General features: G+C 66.8%; 18 protein-coding genes. 13 read left to right on the top strand and 5 right to left on the bottom strand.

Translation table 11 applies throughout. The features are described 5' to 3' along the window. Positions 1-15: 15 nt before the first annotated feature. The 3 genes from CJZ78_RS02600 to CJZ78_RS02590 are packed head-to-tail and all read right to left on the bottom strand — an operon-like array spanning position 16 to position 2,310. Positions 16-249, bottom strand: coding sequence for a DUF6447 family protein (locus tag CJZ78_RS02600; RefSeq protein WP_094559337.1), 234 nt, complete (start codon positions 247-249; stop codon positions 16-18). Positions 250-271: 22 nt separating this feature from the next. Then, positions 272-571 (bottom strand): hypothetical protein, encoded by a 300-nt coding sequence (locus tag CJZ78_RS02595; RefSeq protein ID WP_094559336.1) that lies wholly within the window; start codon positions 569-571, stop codon positions 272-274. After that, positions 571-2,310 carry an ABC transporter ATP-binding protein gene (locus CJZ78_RS02590; RefSeq protein ID WP_094559335.1) on the bottom strand — a complete coding sequence of 580 codons (1,740 nt, stop codon included), beginning with the start codon at positions 2,308-2,310 and terminating at the stop codon, positions 571-573. Before CJZ78_RS02590 ends, CJZ78_RS02595 begins: the two co-directional genes overlap by 1 nt. 35 nt (positions 2,311-2,345) lie before the next feature. Here CJZ78_RS02590 and CJZ78_RS02585 point away from each other — a divergent pair, with 35 nt between their 5' ends. The 3 genes from CJZ78_RS02585 (at position 2,346) to folP (ending at position 4,217) form a co-directional block, all read left to right on the top strand. Then, a complete protein-coding gene (locus CJZ78_RS02585; protein WP_094559334.1) occupies positions 2,346-2,552 on the top strand; it encodes an RNA-binding S4 domain-containing protein in 207 nt (68 codons plus the stop codon). A gap of 62 nt (positions 2,553-2,614) precedes the next feature. Beyond that, on the top strand, positions 2,615-3,343 hold the full coding sequence (tpiA, locus tag CJZ78_RS02580) for a triose-phosphate isomerase (RefSeq protein WP_094559333.1): 729 nt from the start codon (positions 2,615-2,617) through the stop codon (positions 3,341-3,343). 13 nt (positions 3,344-3,356) lie between these two features. Then, the gene (gene folP, locus CJZ78_RS02575) at positions 3,357-4,217 is read left to right on the top strand and encodes a dihydropteroate synthase (protein WP_233128423.1); all 861 of its coding nucleotides are present in this window, start codon (positions 3,357-3,359) and stop codon (positions 4,215-4,217) included. On the opposite strand, the gene CJZ78_RS02570 is transcribed toward folP, so the two are convergent. Next, positions 4,172-8,176, bottom strand: a complete 4,005-nt coding sequence (locus tag CJZ78_RS02570) for a magnesium chelatase subunit H (protein ID WP_094559331.1) — start codon at positions 8,174-8,176, stop codon at positions 4,172-4,174. The two genes, folP and CJZ78_RS02570, sit on opposite strands and share 46 nt — an antisense overlap. A gap of 107 nt (positions 8,177-8,283) precedes the next feature. On the opposite strand from CJZ78_RS02570, the gene dapB reads away from it, so the two are divergent. The 5 genes from dapB to CJZ78_RS02545 all read left to right on the top strand — a co-directional run bounded on the left by dapB (position 8,284) and on the right by CJZ78_RS02545 (position 11,804). Beyond that, positions 8,284-9,135 (top strand): 4-hydroxy-tetrahydrodipicolinate reductase, encoded by an 852-nt coding sequence (dapB, locus tag CJZ78_RS02565; protein ID WP_094559330.1) that lies wholly within the window; start codon positions 8,284-8,286, stop codon positions 9,133-9,135. Then, the gene (locus CJZ78_RS02560; RefSeq protein WP_094559329.1) at positions 9,135-9,782 is read left to right on the top strand and encodes a hypothetical protein; all 648 of its coding nucleotides are present in this window, start codon (positions 9,135-9,137) and stop codon (positions 9,780-9,782) included. Before dapB ends, CJZ78_RS02560 begins: the two co-directional genes overlap by 1 nt. 214 nt (positions 9,783-9,996) lie before the next feature. Next, positions 9,997-10,254, top strand: a complete 258-nt coding sequence (locus CJZ78_RS02555; RefSeq protein WP_094559328.1) for a high light inducible protein — start codon at positions 9,997-9,999, stop codon at positions 10,252-10,254. 79 nt (positions 10,255-10,333) lie between these two features. Then, positions 10,334-11,545, top strand: coding sequence for an FAD-dependent monooxygenase (locus tag CJZ78_RS02550; RefSeq protein ID WP_094559327.1), 1,212 nt, complete (start codon positions 10,334-10,336; stop codon positions 11,543-11,545). 46 nt (positions 11,546-11,591) lie between these two features. Next, positions 11,592-11,804, top strand: a complete 213-nt coding sequence (locus CJZ78_RS02545) for a DUF2949 domain-containing protein (RefSeq protein ID WP_094559326.1) — start codon at positions 11,592-11,594, stop codon at positions 11,802-11,804. 35 nt (positions 11,805-11,839) lie between these two features. Here the strand turns inward: CJZ78_RS02545 and CJZ78_RS02540 are convergent, their stop codons facing one another. Continuing rightward, positions 11,840-12,364, bottom strand: a complete 525-nt coding sequence (locus CJZ78_RS02540; protein WP_094559325.1) for an adenine phosphoribosyltransferase — start codon at positions 12,362-12,364, stop codon at positions 11,840-11,842. A gap of 41 nt (positions 12,365-12,405) precedes the next feature. Here CJZ78_RS02540 and CJZ78_RS02535 point away from each other — a divergent pair, with 41 nt between their 5' ends. From CJZ78_RS02535 to CJZ78_RS02515, 5 genes are all read left to right on the top strand, one after another. Then, positions 12,406-12,948 (top strand): DUF3038 domain-containing protein, encoded by a 543-nt coding sequence (locus tag CJZ78_RS02535; RefSeq protein WP_094559324.1) that lies wholly within the window; start codon positions 12,406-12,408, stop codon positions 12,946-12,948. A 13-nt stretch (positions 12,949-12,961) separates the two neighbouring features. After that, positions 12,962-13,576 (top strand): DUF4335 domain-containing protein, encoded by a 615-nt coding sequence (locus CJZ78_RS02530; protein ID WP_094559323.1) that lies wholly within the window; start codon positions 12,962-12,964, stop codon positions 13,574-13,576. Positions 13,577-13,616: 40 nt separating this feature from the next. Further along, positions 13,617-13,865: a hypothetical protein gene (locus CJZ78_RS02525; RefSeq protein WP_094559322.1), complete on the top strand. Its 249-nt coding sequence runs from the start codon at positions 13,617-13,619 to the stop codon at positions 13,863-13,865. After that, entirely contained in the window at positions 13,862-14,227 is a 366-nt protein-coding gene (locus tag CJZ78_RS02520; protein WP_233128422.1) for a hypothetical protein, read from the top strand. The genes CJZ78_RS02525 and CJZ78_RS02520 overlap by 4 nt, the downstream gene beginning before the upstream one ends. A 416-nt stretch (positions 14,228-14,643) precedes the next feature. Then, positions 14,644-14,982, top strand: a complete 339-nt coding sequence (locus tag CJZ78_RS02515; RefSeq protein WP_233128421.1) for a hypothetical protein — start codon at positions 14,644-14,646, stop codon at positions 14,980-14,982. Positions 14,983-15,024: the final 42 nt, after the last annotated feature.

Here is a 15,024-nt window from a genome sequence, read left to right as displayed (position 1 = left end):
AGATCACCCCTCTTTTCAGGGAAGGGGGATGATGTTTTGCAGCTTGTCGTTGAGCTGGCTGGCCATGGCTTGGCGGCCCACGGCAAGCACCTTCAAGGTGTCTTCGTGCATGCGCAGCTGGGCATCGGCCACCTGCATGCCCCGCACCAGCTCCTTCATCTCATCGGGAAGGCTGTTGAGGTCGTAGCGCTTGCCTTCGAAGGTGAGCACGGGCGGCTGGTTGCTGGCGGCTTGGCTGGCGCTATCCACGGAAAACAGATGACTGGACTCCTCAGGATACGGGGGGGACTCCAGCCGGTCGCTTGAAGAAAAACATCAGCAGGGGCCCCACCTGGGCTGCCTCCACCATCTCCCAATTCTCCTTGCCGAGGGCATTGAGGAAAAATTGCAGCTGCTCCGCCGGGTGGCGTGGCTTGGTGGCGGCAGCGTCGTACTGCTGGGGGAATTCCTGCTTCAGAAACTCCGGGCTGAGGGCGCCGCCCAGCCGCTCACTATCGGCCTCGGGGGAGGGAGGCCCTGGTGGATTGCCGCTTTCCACGTTGATGTGGATCACCCGGTATTCCCACGTCATCACGTCTGCAGATGAATGAATTGGCGCTCGCAGAGCTCGCGGTAGCGGCCTCCCTGCGCCATGAGCGCATTGTGACTGCCTTGCTCCACGATCCGCCCGCCATCGAGCACCAGGATCCGGTTAGCTCCCTGAACGGTGGCGAGGCGGTGGGCGATCACCAGCACGGTGCGTCCCGCCATCGCCTGCTCCAGCCCCCGCTGCACCGCCTCTTCGGCCTCGGCATCCAGGGCGCTGGTGGCTTCATCCAGCAACAGCACGGCGGGGTTGCCCAGCACGGCGCGGGCGATGGCCAGGCGTTGCAGCTGACCGCCGGAGAAGTTGCTGCCCCGCTCTTCGATGCGGCTGGCGTAGCCCTGGGGCAGGGCCTCAATGAACCCAGCGGCGTTGGCCAGCTCGGCGGCCTGCCGGATCGCCGCCTCGCTGGCGGGCCGCCCGAAGGCGATCGCCTCGGCCACGGTGCCCGAAAACACGCTGCTCTGCTGGGGCACCAGGGCCACCGCCCGGCGCAGGTCCCGGGCCCGCAGGTCGGCGAGGTTTTGGCCATCAAGCAGCACCCGGCCCTGCTGGGCGGTGTTGAAGCGCAGCAGCAGCGAAAACAGGGTGCTCTTGCCGGCCCCCGAGGGGCCGACCAAGGCCACCACCTGCCCCGGTTCAACGGCCAGGTTGAGGTCGTGCAGCACAGGCTGGCCAGGGCTGTAGCCGAAGCGCACCTGCTCGAGCACCAGCGCGCCACGCACGGGCCCGAGAGGTTGGGCCGTGGGGCTGTCGGGTGCTTCCACCGGTTCTGCCTCAATGGCCCGCAGCCGACGCAGCGAGGCCTGGCCCTGCTGGAATTCGTTGAAGTTGGTGGTGAGGTGGGAGATCGGATCGATCAGCATCAGCAGCGCCGCCACATAGCTGCTGAACCCCTGGCTGCTGAGGCCACCCACCTGGATGCGGGCGGCGCCGATCAGCAGCACCGTGAGAATGCCGGCGGCCTCCAGGAAGCCCACCACCGGATGCTGCAGGGCCAGCAGCTTCAGGGTGCGGTAGCGGGCTCGGCGGTGCAGGTCGATCTCGGCGTCAAAGCGCTGCTGCAGCCAGGGTTCCGCGGCAAAAGCGCGCACCAGCGGCAGCCCGCCAATCGCCTCACCCAGCAGGCCGGCCAGCTCGCTCACCTGCTTCTGGCTGCGCTCGGCCGCCGCCATCACCCGGGCGCCGAAGCTGCTCACCAACAGCACCACCAGGGGGGCCAGCAGCAGGGTGGCGAGGGCCAGGGGCCAGTCGAGCCACACCATGTAGCCCAGCACCACCACCAATTGCAGGGCGCTGGGGGTGGTGTCTTGGATGATCTTGTAGATCACCTCGCCAACGCGGTCGGCGTCTTCGGTGAGGCGGTAGGTGAGGTCGCCGGCCGAGAGCTTCTCCAGGGCGCCAAACTCCAGGCGCTGCAGCCGGGCAAACAGCCCACGGCGCAGCTCCTGGCTCACGCGTAGGGCCGGGCCGGCCAGCAGGGTGTCCTGGCCAAACTGGGCCGCCTTCTGCACCAGAAACAAGCCCAAGGCCGCCGCGATCGTGCGCAGCACCACTGGGAAGTTGCCGGCGCCGATGGCGGGGATGAGCTGACCGGCCAGCCAGGCCAGCAGCGGCCAACAGCTCACGTAGATGAGGATGCACAGACCCCCGGCCAGCAGGCGCCTGCCGTAGGGCTTCAGCAGCGGCCAGAGGTGACGGAAGCCGGCCAGCGACGGTGCAAGCATGCAGTCACGGTATCGCCACCGTTGCGGGCTCATCCTTGAAACTCGATCAATTCCTCAAGTACCAGGGCCTGGTGGGCACCGGCGGTGAAGCCAAGCTGCGCATTCAACGGGGGGATGTGCGCGTCAATGGCGCCATCGAAACCCGCCGGGGTCGCCAGCTGGCCCTGGGGGATGCGGTGGCCCTCGATGGCCGCGAGGTGTTGTTCACGCCGCCCCGTGAGGTGCCCAGAGCCCGGCCCTGATCCAGGGTTCAGGGAGTGACCGGCGGCCCATTAGGTTTTGCTGACGTCGTTGGGGTGGGCCGGTGCGCAAGGCCGTGATCGCGGGCAACTGGAAGATGCACATGACCTGCGCTGAGACGCGGGTGTTTGCGGCCACGTTCCGACCGCTGATTGCCGATCTCACCGACGACCGGGAGGTTGTGATCGCTCCGCCTTTCACCTCGATTCCCACCCTCTGCCGCCACCTCGCGGGGGCCGGGGTGCAGATTGCTGGTCAGAACGTGCACTGGGAGGACCAGGGCGCCTACACCGGCATGATCTCGGCGCCGATGCTGGTGGAGCACGGCGTCAGCCACGCGATCGTGGGCCACAGCGAGCCGCGCAAGTACTACAGCGAGAGTGATGAGCAGATCAATCTGCGGGCCCGCAACGCCCAGATCCATGGCCTGATCCCGATCCTCTGCGTGGGCGAGAGCCTCGACCAGCGCGAGTCCAACGAAACCGAGCGGGTGATTCACCGCCAGATCGAGCAGGGGCTGGAGGATGTGGACCCCACTCGGCTGATCGTGGCCTATGAGCCTATCTGGGCGATCGGTACCGGCAAAACCTGTGCCGCCGAGGAGGCCAACCGCATCTGCGGGCTGATCCGCGGCTGGGTGGGCAATGCCAGTGTCACGGTGCAATACGGCGGTTCGGTGAATCCGGCCACCATCGACGACCTGATGGCCCAGAGCGAGATCGACGGCGTGCTGGTGGGTGGTGCTTCCCTCGATGCGGTGAGCTTCGCCCGCATCGCCAACTACGGCCGCTGAGGGGAGTCGCCTGATGGGCGAGCCTCGCTTCCCCTGGGGTGGGCGCACTGCCGTGATGGGGGTGCTTAACCTCACCCCCGACTCCTTCAGTGAAGGCGGGAGGTTGGCCAGTGTGGAGGCCGCAGTGCGACAGGCCGGCCTGATGCTGGTCCAGGGGGCTGATCTGCTCGATCTGGGTGCCCAGAGCACCCGCCCCGGTGCCGAGGAGGTGGGGCCGCAGCGGGAGCTGGAGCGGCTTTTGCCGGCCCTGGCCGCGATTCGCGCTGCCCATCCCAACGCCCTGCTCTCGATCGACACCTTTCACGCCCCCGTGGCCGAGGCCGCCCTGGCGGCTGGGGCCCACTGGATCAACGATGTGAGCGGCGGCCGCCGCGATCCCGCCTTGCTGCGGCTGGCGGCGTCGGCGGGGTGCCCCCTGGTGCTGATGCACAGCCGCGGCGATAGCCGCAGCATGGATCAACTGGCGCACTACGACGATGTGGTGGGGGAGGTGCGCGCTGGCCTGCTTGAGGCCACCGAAACCGCGATCGCGGCGGGCGTGCGCCCCACTCAGGTGATCTGGGATCCGGGTCTGGGCTTTGCCAAGGACACGGGCCACAACCTGGCGCTGCTGCGGGGCCTGGCGCTGTTGGCGGGCGAGGGCTTTCCACTGCTGGTGGGCCCCTCACGCAAGCGCTTCATCGGGGCCGTGCTGAACGAATCCCGGCCTCGGGCGCGGCTCTGGGGCACGGCGGCGGTGTGCGGCTTTGCCATCGCCCAGGGGGCGCGGATCCTGCGGGTGCATGACGTGGGGCCGATCGCGCAGACCGCCCGCATGGCCGATGCCCTTCAGGGCTCCGTGACACCTTCGATCCGGTCTTCGATCTCCTGGTAGATCTCCTGCAGTTGGGCGATGTTCTCGTCGCTGGTTTCCCAGTAGCCGCGGCCGTTCACTTCCAGCAGGGTGCCCACGATGCGGCGGAAGCTGTGGGGGTTGAGCTCCATCAGCCGCTTGCGCATCTCCGGGTCGTTGATGAAGGTGTCGTTGGCTTCCTCATACACGAAGTTGTCCACCGCGCCGCTGGTGGCACTCCAACCCAGGGTGAAGTTGAGCCGCTTGGCGACTTCGCGCACACCCTCATAGCCGCTGTTCAGCATGCCCTCATACCACTTGGGGTTGAGCAGCTTGGTGCGCGAATCGAGCCGAATTGTTTCACTAAGTGAGCGCACCTGGGCATTGGCGGTGGTGGTGTCGGCGATGTAACTCGATGGTGCCTTGCCGTCGTCGCGCAGGCCCTGGATCAGCTTGGTGGGATCGGAATCGAAGTAGTGGCTCACATCGGTGAGTGAGATCTCGGCAGAATCCAGGTTCTGGAAGGTCACATCGGCAGTTTTCATCGCCGATTCGAACACGTCGCGGTTCTGGTTCATCTCGCCGGGATTATCGGCGTTGAAGGCAAAGGTTTTGCGCGAGAGGTACATCTCCTGCAGCTCGTTCTCCTCCTCCCAGGTGCTGTTCTCCACCGCCAGGTTGACGTTGGAGGAATAACTGCCGCTGGCATTGGAGAACACCCGGGTGGCCGCGTCCCGCAGGGAGACGCCCTGGGCTTCGGCCTGCTCCTGGGCGTGACGCCGCACGAAGTTCATCTCCAGGGGCTCATCGGCCTCGGCCGCCATCTTCACGCCCTGGTCGATCAGGCCCATCTGGTTGATGAACAGGTCGCGGAACACGCCGCTGCAATTGACCACCACGTCGATGCGGGGGCGGCCCAGTTCTTCAAGGGAAATCAGTTCGAGCTTGTTCACCCGGCCGAGGGAATCGGGCATGGGCCGCACGCCGATGAACCACAGGATCTGGGCCAGCGATTCGCCGTAGGTCTTGATGTTGTCGGTGCCCCAGAGCACGCAGGCGATGGTTTCGGGCCAGGCGCCCTGCTCCGCCTTCTGGCGCTCGATCAGCCGGTCCACCACCACCTTGGCCGCTGCAATCGCGGCGCGGGTGGGAATCGACTGGGGATCAAGGGCGTGGATGTTCTTGCCGCTGGGCAGCACGCCGGGGTTGCGGATCGGATCGCCGCCCGGGCCGGGCAGCACGTATTCGCCATCGAGGGCCTTGAGCAGGCTCTCCATCTCCATGTCGGCGCAGATCTGCTCGAGGCAGAAGCGCAAGTAACCAAACAATTTGTCGAGCTCGGCTTGATCCACCTCGCCAAAGCCGGCGCTGCGGCAGGCGCTCAGCCAGGGGCTGGGCAGCTTGAAGCCAAACTGCTCGAGCAGCTTGAACAGCCAACCGAAGTTTTCGCGCAGGGTCACCCGGCCATCGGCGCCGGTGACGGCCTTCACCATCGCGCCCACCGCTGCGCGACACACCTCGGTGATGGTGCAGTTGAGCTCCACATCGGCGAGCACGCCCTCGTCGTTGCCCTTGTAGACGTCGGCAATCGTGCGGCCCCGGCTCTCGGCCAGCAGGCCTGGCAGGGAGCGCAGACCGTCTTCCTCGCGCTCGAGAGCAGCGATGTTCACCAGGGTGGCGATTGCCTCTTCGGCGGTGGGAGGCTTGCCGATCGTGTGCAGACCGCAGGGCAGCAGCCGGCTCTCGATCTCCATCAGTTGGCGGTACACCGCCCCCACCACGCCGTCGCGGCCGTCGAGGTCGAGCTCGGAGCCGTCGACGTCGGGCAGCACCACGTCTTTGTCAAGGTTGCACTGGCGCGCCGTTTCCACGATCGCGTTGACGATCTGCACGCCTCTAGAGCCTTCGCGCAGCTGCTGGTAGGAACCCACCAGCTCACCCAGCTCCTTGAGGCCCTTGTAGAGGCCAGCGTTTTCAGCTGGCGGCGTGAGGTAGCTGATCGTGGAGGCGTAGCCGCGCCGTTTGGCGATCGTGGCCTCGCTCGGGTTGTTGGCGGCGTAGTAATAGAGGTTGGGCAGGGCGCCGATCAGCGAATCGGGGTAGCAGGTTTCGCTCATGCCCATCTGCTTGCCGGGCATGAACTCCAGCGAGCCGTGGGTGCCGAAGTGCAGCACCGCATCGGCCTGCCACACCTTCTCCAGGTAGGTGTAGTAGGCGGCAAAGCCGTGGTGGGGGCTGGCGCTGCGCGAATAGAGCAGCCGCATCGGGTCGCCCTCGTAGCCAAACGTCGGCTGTACGCCGACAAACACGTTGCCGAAGTGGCGGCCGTAGATCAGCAGGTTGGTGCCATCGCTGTTGAGGTTGCCGGGGGGCTTGCCCCAGTTTTCTTCGAGCCGCTCGGAATAGGGAGTGAGCCGCTCGTATTCCTCCACGCTCATGCGGTGGGCGATCGCCAGCTCCGGGGCGCCCTGGAGCGCTTCGGGGTCGTTGATCACCGCCTCCATCAGCGCCTTGGAGTTGTGCGGGAGATCCTGCACGTCGTAGCCCTTGGCCTTCATCTCCTCGAGCACCCGGTGGATCGAGCCGAACACATCGAGGTAGGCGGCGGTGCCCACGTTGCCCTTGTCGGGCGGAAAGCTGAACACGGTGATCGCCAGCTTCTTCTCGGCCCGGGGCTTCACCCGCAGCGAAGCCCAGCGAATCGCCCGCTCGGCGATCGCATCCACCCGGTCCTGCAGGGTGTGGGCCTTGCCGGTGGCGTCATCGCGGCCGCTCAGCACGATCGGCTCGATGGCACCATCGAGTTCGGGGATGGCGATCTGCAGCGCCACCTGCACCGGGTGCAGGCCCAGGTCGCTCTCCTCCCACTCCTGGGTGGTCTGGAACACCAGCGGTAGGGCCACCATGTAGGGGCGGTTGAGCTTTTTCAGCACCTCGATCGCCTTGGGATGGTCCTGACGGGCCGGGCCACCGACCAGGGCAAAGCCGGTGAGCGACACCACCCCATCCACCAGGGGCACGTCCGGGTTGAGCGGGTCGTAGAAGAAGGCATTCACCGGCTTGGTGAAGTCGAGCCCGCCGCAGAACACCGGAATCACGGTGGCGCCGCGGTATTCCAGCTCCTGAATGATCGCCACGTAGTGGGCCTCATCGCCGGTAACAATGTGGCTGCGCTGCAGCACCAAGCCGATCACAGGACCCTTGCGGGCCGCCTCTGATAGCTCGCTGCGGCTGGCGGTCCAGTTGAGGTATTCCTTGAGGTCTTCGAACATCCCCGGCGCCAGGGGGTGCCAGATGCCCAGGTCGGGAAACACCTCGGGCTCGGCCACCACCACGGCGGCGCGGTCGCTGTCGCCCTTCGGGAACACGTATTTGTCGGCCAGCATCAACAGGAAATTCCTGAGGTTGTCTGGCGTGCCGCCCAGCCAATACTGGAAGCTGAGCATGAAGGAGCGGGCGTCTTGAGCCTTCTCCACCGGCAGATATTTGAGAACCGTCGGCAGGGTGTTGAGCAGCTTCAACATCGCGTCCTGGAAGCCGGCGCCGCCAGCCTCCTTGCGCTTTTTCATGAAGCTGGCGATGGCGCTCTTGCTCTGGCCCAGCTGGGCCATCGAGAAGGTGCCGAGCTTGTTGAGCCGCATCACCTCCGGCATGGAGGGGAACACCACCGCCGCCTTGAGCCGGTCGCGGTGGGGGGCCACCGCCTCCACCACTTTCTGAGCCAGGTCCTCAATGAAGATCAGCGAAGCGATGAACACATCGGCTGAGGCCACATCGGCCTGGAAGTCGGCGTAGTTCTGGGGGTCGCGCAGCTCCTCGATCAGGTAGCCGCTCAGCTCGATCGCCAGGGGGCCGTTCTGGGCGTTGAGCGAGGTGGCGGCCTGGGTGAGGGCGTTTTGATATTGGGGTTCGAGCACCACATACACGGCCTTCATCACGGCCCGGCCGTTCACGTCGCCCGGGGTGACGCGGCGGTTGGTGGAGCGGACCTGCGTGAACATGCGCGCGGTGGGAGTGAGCACTGGAAAGGAATCTACGGAGGGAGGCGCCGGGATGCCAGCGCTGCACGCCGTTGAGCCATAGGCTCGCGAACACTGCTACCGCCGCCATGTCCAGCTCTGCCACGCCTCCGCCGGCGCCGATCCCCGTGGTGGTGGCCGGTGCCCTGGGCCGCATGGGCGCCGAAGTGGTGAAGGCGGTGCAGACCGCGGCGGATTGCGCGTTGGTGGGGGCGATCGACACCACGCCGGACAAGGAGGGCACGGATGTGGGCCTCGAACTCGGGCTGGGCGAGCTGGAGGTGGCGATCACTGCCGATTTCGAGGGGGTCCTCTGCCAGGCCAGTCAGGCTGCCCGCCAGGGTGGCGCGGCGGTGCTGGTGGATTTCACCCACCCCTCGGTGGTCTATGAGCACACCCGCGCCGCGATTGCCTACGGGGTGCATCCCGTGATCGGCACCACCGGCCTGAGCCCGCAGCAGCTGACCGATCTTGCCGCCTTTGCCGACAAAGCCTCGGTGGGCGGGGCCGTGATCCCCAACTTCTCGGTGGGCATGGTGCTGCTGCAGCAGGCCGCCGCCGCCGCCGCCCGCTTCTACGACTTCGCTGAGCTCACCGAGCTGCACCACAACCGCAAGGCCGATGCCCCCAGTGGCACCTGCATCAAGACCGCCGAGCTGATGGAAGAGCTGGGCAAATCCTTCAACCGCCAGCAGGTGGAGGAGCACGAAACCCTGGCTGGCTGCCGCGGCGGCCAGCGCGAGAGCGGCCTGCGGCTCCACTCCATCCGCCTGCCCGGTCTGGTGGCCCATCAGGAGGTCATGTTCGGAGCTCCCGGGGAGACCTACACCCTGCGCCACGACACGATTGATCGTTCCGCCTACATGCCTGGCGTGCTGCTTACGGTGCGCAAGGTGCGCCAGCTGGGTGGCCTGGTGTATGGCCTGGAGAGGTTGCTCTGATGTTGATTCCGCTTCGACCGGGTGAACTGCCGCGTTTGATCCCAGCGGTCGCCACTGGACCGCAGTTCAACGCCTGCACCGGCAACCCCCGCAAGGTGCTGCAGCGGGTGCTGATCTCGGTGATCGGCGCCGTGATCACCCTGCTGATCAGCCAGACCTTGTTGTTCACCAGTCAGTTCGGTCCAGTGTTTCTGGTGGTGGGCGTGGTGTTTGCCCTCTACCTGCTCTGGGGGCCGATCCTGGAGGCGGGCCAGAAAAACGCCACCCTGCGCCGCTACCCGGCCGCCGCCCTGTTTGAGGGTAAGGTCGCCGACCTCTACACCCGCGAGATCGTTGAGGAGCGCCGCGAGCAGGCCAACAACAACGGCCGCCTCGAGCTGGTGGAAAACCGGCGCACCTGGCTCACCCTTGAGCTGGCGGATGAGGAGGGCTATCTCGGCAAGGTGCGCTTCCCGTTCGAGAAGAAGCACCAGCAGATCCGGGCCGGCATGGTGGTGCGGGTGCTGGTGCTCAGCGAGCGCAAGGACTTCTCACGGGTGGGGGCGATCAGCGACGCCTGGCTCCCCCAGCTGAAGCTGTGGGTGGGCGAGTACCCGTTCCTGCTGCGGCCGGCCTTTGAAGAGCTCTGCCTGAAGCGGTTCCGCTAACGCCAATGCGTGGCTGGCGCCGCCTGGCGTTGGACGTGTTGGCTGTTTTTGGAAACTGGACGTTGTTCAACAGCCTGTTGAACAAACCGAAATCGCCTATGAGACGGGCTTCTCGCAGTGGGCACCCCGGCTCGCCCGCCACGATGAGCGCGGGATCCGTTATGGGCTGCAATATTGCGTTACAATTCATCCATCGCCACGCCAGAGGCTCCTCGTGACTCAGACCACCCCCTCCATCGAAGCCGCCACTATCCGCGGTGCCACCGTCACCACCGAAGACGGCGGCCGCCTCAACGCCTTTGCTACCGAGCCCCGCATGGAAGTGGTGTCCACCGAGAGCGGCTGGGGCTTCCATGAGCGCGCCGAAAAGCTCAACGGCCGCATGGCCATGCTCGGCTTCATCGCCCTGCTCGCCACCGAATTCGCCCTGGGCGGTGAATCCTTCACCCGCGGTCTGCTCGGCATCGGCTGAGGCTCCTGCTGAGCCATCGCCGCAGCACTTTTGCTGCGGCTTTTTTGTGCCCCTGCCCTGGGCTGCGCTATCTCCCGCCATGGTTCCTTCAAATCCGGTGTTGCGGGCCCAGGTGAACGGGGCGGGACCCACCGGAGCCCTGGCGGCGCTCGCCCTGGCGGATGCCGGCTGGCAGGTGTCCATCAGCGACCCGTTGCTCGCCGCCAGCCTGCTGGAGCGCAACCGGGCCTACGCCTTCACCCACTCCAGCCAGCGCCTGCTTGCGCAGTTAGGGCTGTGGGAGGAGCTCCGAGCGGCCATGGTGCCGTTCCGCTCCCTGCAGCTGCTGGATCTGGCCATCGATCAGCAGGTGCCCTTTGGCCTGGCGGATCTGGGCCGGCGGCTGGCGGCCGCCCCTGGAGCGGCGGTGGGTTGGGTGGCCCTGCACCGTCCCCTGCTCGGCGTGCTTCTGGAGCGCCTGGCCGCCCACCCAGCCATCAGCCTGAAGCTGGGGGTGGGGGCAACAGCGGATCCTGCCCGCCCGGCTGATCTGAGCTCGGCAGATCTGAGCCCGGCTGATCTGAATGCGGCAGATCTGATCGTGGCCGCCGACGGGCCCCATTCCCCCAGCCGCGACGCCCTCGGCATCGGGGTGGTTCAGTGGCCCTACCGCCAGAGCTGCCTCACGGCCCTTGTGCAGCTGCGCGGCAGCGCCGACGACCAGGCCTGGGAGCTGCTGCGTCCGGAAGGGCCGTTTGCAGTGTTGCCCCTGGGGGCAGGGCAGTTTCAGCTGGTGTGGAGTGCGCCGGCTCCGCGTTGCCGTCAGCTCGAGAGCCTGGGCGATGCCGCCTTTCTCGATGCCCTCGCCGGGGCCCTGCCGGATCAGCTCCAACCCGATGCTCTGCTCGACGACCCTCGGGCTTTCCCGGTGTCGTTGTTGCTGGCCCGCCGGCTGCACCGCGGCCGCACGGTGCTGGTGGGGGAAAGTGGCCACCGCTGCCATCCGGTGGGCGGCCAGGGGCTGAATCTGTGCTGGCGCGACGTGGCCCAGCTGCATCGTTTGGCCCGGCGGGTGCGTGCCGGCCGCATGGCTGTGGAGCGGCTGCCAGCGGCCTACGGGCGCCGCCGCTGGCCCGATCTGTTGCTCACCCTGGTGGCTACCGACCTGCTGGTGCGTGTCTTCTCCAACCGCGCGCCACTGCTGCTGGCCCTGCGCCGGTTTGCCCTGCTCCTGCTGGCCCGCCTGGCGCCCCTGCGGCAGCTGAGCCTGGCGGCCATGACCCAAGGCCCTTGCCAGCTGCTGCGGCGTTGATCAGCATGGAGGTGCTCCAAGCGCTCGATCCCCCGCTGAGCTGCCCATGGTGATCAGCACCACCTCCCAGCCGCCGCCGTCGCCAGCCCTGGTGCGGTTGCTGCGCCATCAGTTCGGCCTGAGTGAGAGCGCCCTGGCCCTGGGCCTGCGCCAGGCCCAGCAGGAGCAGGCACCCCTGCCGGTGGTGCTCTGGCGCTTTGGCCTGATCAGCCTCGAGCAGTTCGATGCCCTGCTGGCCTGGCAGGACAGCAACCCCTAGGGCCCGCCCGGCTCAGTTTTCCAGTTCAGCTCAGTTCAGCTGTAGATGATCAGCGACTCCACCGGCTGATCGTCAGGCAGCTTGCGCCGTCCCTCCAGGGCCGCCAACTCGGCCACAAAGCCGAAACCACACAGCTGCCCGCCGGCGGCCGCCACCAGCTCGGCGCAAGCCGCCGCGGTGCCGCCGGTGGCCAGAAGGTCGTCGATGATCAGCACCTTGGAGCCATCGGCGAGGGCATCGCTGTGGATCTCCAGGCGGTCGCTGCCGTATTCCAGGGCGTAGTCGACCCCGGTCACGGTGCCCGGCAGCTTGCCGGGCTTGCGCACCGGCACAAAGCCCAGCTGCACGGCCGTGGCCAGAGCGGTGCCCACGATGAAGCCGCGCGATTCGATGCCCACGATCAAGTCGGGCTGCAGCCGCTCACACACGGAGGTGAGCTGGCGGATCACCTCCTGCCAGCCGTCGGGGTCGCGCATCAGGGGTGTCAGGTCGCGAAACAGGATGCCGGGCTTGGGGAAATCAGGCACATCCCGCACGAATTCCCGCAGGTCTGGAGCCATGGACGTGACGGGTGGGTGCACTTGCTGGCATCATCGCAGCCATGCCCCAGGACCCAACCGCGCCGGAATCCAGCGCCCGGCTTCCCCGCCGGGGCCTGGAACGCCTCGACCTGCTCTTGCTCAGCGTGGAGGCCCTCGACCTCAACGGCGGTGAGGCGATGGTGTGGATGAGTGAGCAGATGGGTTTCACCAGCCTCTTCCCCAACCGGGTGGAGCTGTGGAAGCGTCGCTGCACCAACCCCCTGCGCCGCACCACCCGCCGCGGTGCGCTGGAGCCAGCGGAAACCGATGCCCTGATCCGCATCCTCTGCGCCCTGGCCGATCGCCTCTACCCGTTGCTGCGCGGCCTGCTCTCCACGGCCGAGCCGCCCGAGGTGCTGAGCCAGCGCTGGGCCCTGTTTCGCGGCCGCCTGGCCGAATTGATTCGCGAGCGGATGAACCCCCGCCGCAGCGGCGTGCAACTGTTGCTGGATCCAGAGGGCGGCGCCCGCCAGGCGCGGCTGCTGGTGCAGGCCCTCTCGCTGGGTTCCGGTGTGGGCGGCTTTGAGCGCCTGCGGGCCAGCCTCCTCGATGCCCAGTCATGAAGCAGGTCAACCCATGAAGCAGATCCTGCAGTTCGACCAACTCAGCTGCCGTCTCAAGGTGGAGGGCCTGCCGGATGTGTCGGTGGGCCAGAGCGGTGCTGCTCTCGGCATCATCACGGGCTGGTCCTTGCAGTGGGCGGGACGCCCCGAGCTGGAAGGCCGCAAAGAGCACCTGTTGGCGCTGATGCAGGTGGTGCTGCCCTATGCCCGCTACCTGATCAGCGGCGTGCCGCGGCGCTTCGGTGCCGAGCCCCAGCCTGTGGAGATTGGCCCTGCCTCCGAGGGGGGCCACAGCCTGCTGTTGCGCAGCAGCCAGCCCGACACACCGCCCCTGCAGCTCGCCCTCGATGACGCTGAGCTGGCTGATCTGGTGCGGGTGCTCGATCAGCTGCGGCTCGACGCGCGCCTGCAGCTGCCCCTGGAGTTGCCCGCTCCGGTGCCCCTGCGGGCCCGCGAACTGCTGGAGCGGCGCCCCCTTGCCCAGCGCCTGGCGGCGCCGCTGGGCGGTGTGTTGGCCCTGGCCCTGGCCTCGGGCCTGGGTTTGCTGATCCCCGAGCCCAAGCCCGCCGCCGCCCCTGGCCGGCCGGAGTCCAGTCAGCCGGCCCGGGGTGCGACTCCTTCCCCTTGACGTTGCCGGTCGGCTGGCCACACTGAGCGACAAAGAGTCCATGGCGGCGATGACCTGGTCGGAACTGCGGATCAGGGTGGCGCGGCTTGGAGCGGCCCTGGATGTGGTGGTGCGCAGCGATCCGGAGGTCTGTGGACTCAGCGGCGATGATTTTCGCCTGTCTCTGCACCACGGCGGTCAGGGGGATTGCACCGTGGTTGATCTCTCGTTGATCGATTGCCCCAACGAGCTGGTGTTGATGGAATTTGAGCGCTGGATGCGCGGTGCCGGCTACGCCCTCGAGGTATGACGTCTCCCCGCCGCCGTGCCCTGCAGCTTCCGGCCACCGGCACCTCGACGCGGCGGGTGTTTCGCCGCCGCCGCCGGCCAGTCCGCTGGCGACAGGTCTGCATTGCCCTGCTGTTGGGGGCAGCCGGGGTGGGCTTGCTGATCGTCCTCTTGCAGTTGCCCGAGCGCTTCGACACGTTCCTGGTGCTCAGCACCGCCTTGGCCAACCTGATCGGAGGGGTGCAGCAGGCACTCTGGGGTTTGCTGCAGTTGCTGGCCGTGGTGCTGCTGGTGCTGGTCGCCATCGCGGCCCTCGGCCTGGTGGCGGCGGGACTGATCCGTCTGGTGCGGGCCTTCTTGCCCCAGCCCTCGCCCCGCCGTTGATCCGGGGGGCCAGTCCTCGAGGCGCGCAACAACGCTTTCTTCGCCCACAACCATTGATGTCAGCTGTGCAGCCGCTGGAACCACAGCCCCGCCAGTTGGTAAGAGCTCCACAGGAAGGCCAGCAGGAACAGCCAGTTCAACCAGGCTGGACGCTGGGGAGACTCGGGGGCCATGGGCGGCAGACGGTGGGGCAATGGTGTTCCAGACTGGCACCGGGATCCCATAAAAAAGCAGGGATTCCTCCCTGCCTGATCACCACTCCCTTCATGGCGCTCAATGGCACCGTAGGGAGGAGCTCCGTTGTGGCCTCGAATCCACCCCTTTTTCACTGGATCACGCACTGTGAAGGCCTGGGCGGTGCAGGCTTGATCCCCCGTAACCTTTGGCCTCCTGACTGATGCGATCGGGGCCTGGCCATGGGGAACCCAATCAGTCGAGAGCTCTTTCTGGAACGGGCGCGTTCTCGGTTTGGCGATCAATACGACTACTCGGCCATTGTTTACAAGAGCTACAAGACGCCGATCAAGATTCGCTGCACCAGCCATCCGGTAAAGGAGATCTCTATCACCCCTGAGAAGCATCTCCAAACCATGGGTGGTTGCAAATACTGCCTGCGTGAGAAGCGCATTCTCAGCCTCGAGCGCGAGTTGAACCGGGCCAGCGCCGACCGCCCCCAGACACCTATTGGGCTTGGGGCTGGTGAACCACCCCAGGTGATTGGCGCCCTGCCTTTGTCCACCCGGCTTCCCGGTTAGGACTGAATCAAGAGGATTTGCCTCACACGGGCTGGCATTAAA

The sequence above is a fragment of the Synechococcus sp. 8F6 genome (assembly GCF_002252665.1).
Taxonomy (GTDB): domain Bacteria; phylum Cyanobacteriota; class Cyanobacteriia; order PCC-6307; family Cyanobiaceae; genus Cyanobium_A.
The sequence above is the reverse complement of the archived record's forward strand: the minus strand, read 5'-3'. Positions and strand labels throughout refer to the sequence as shown.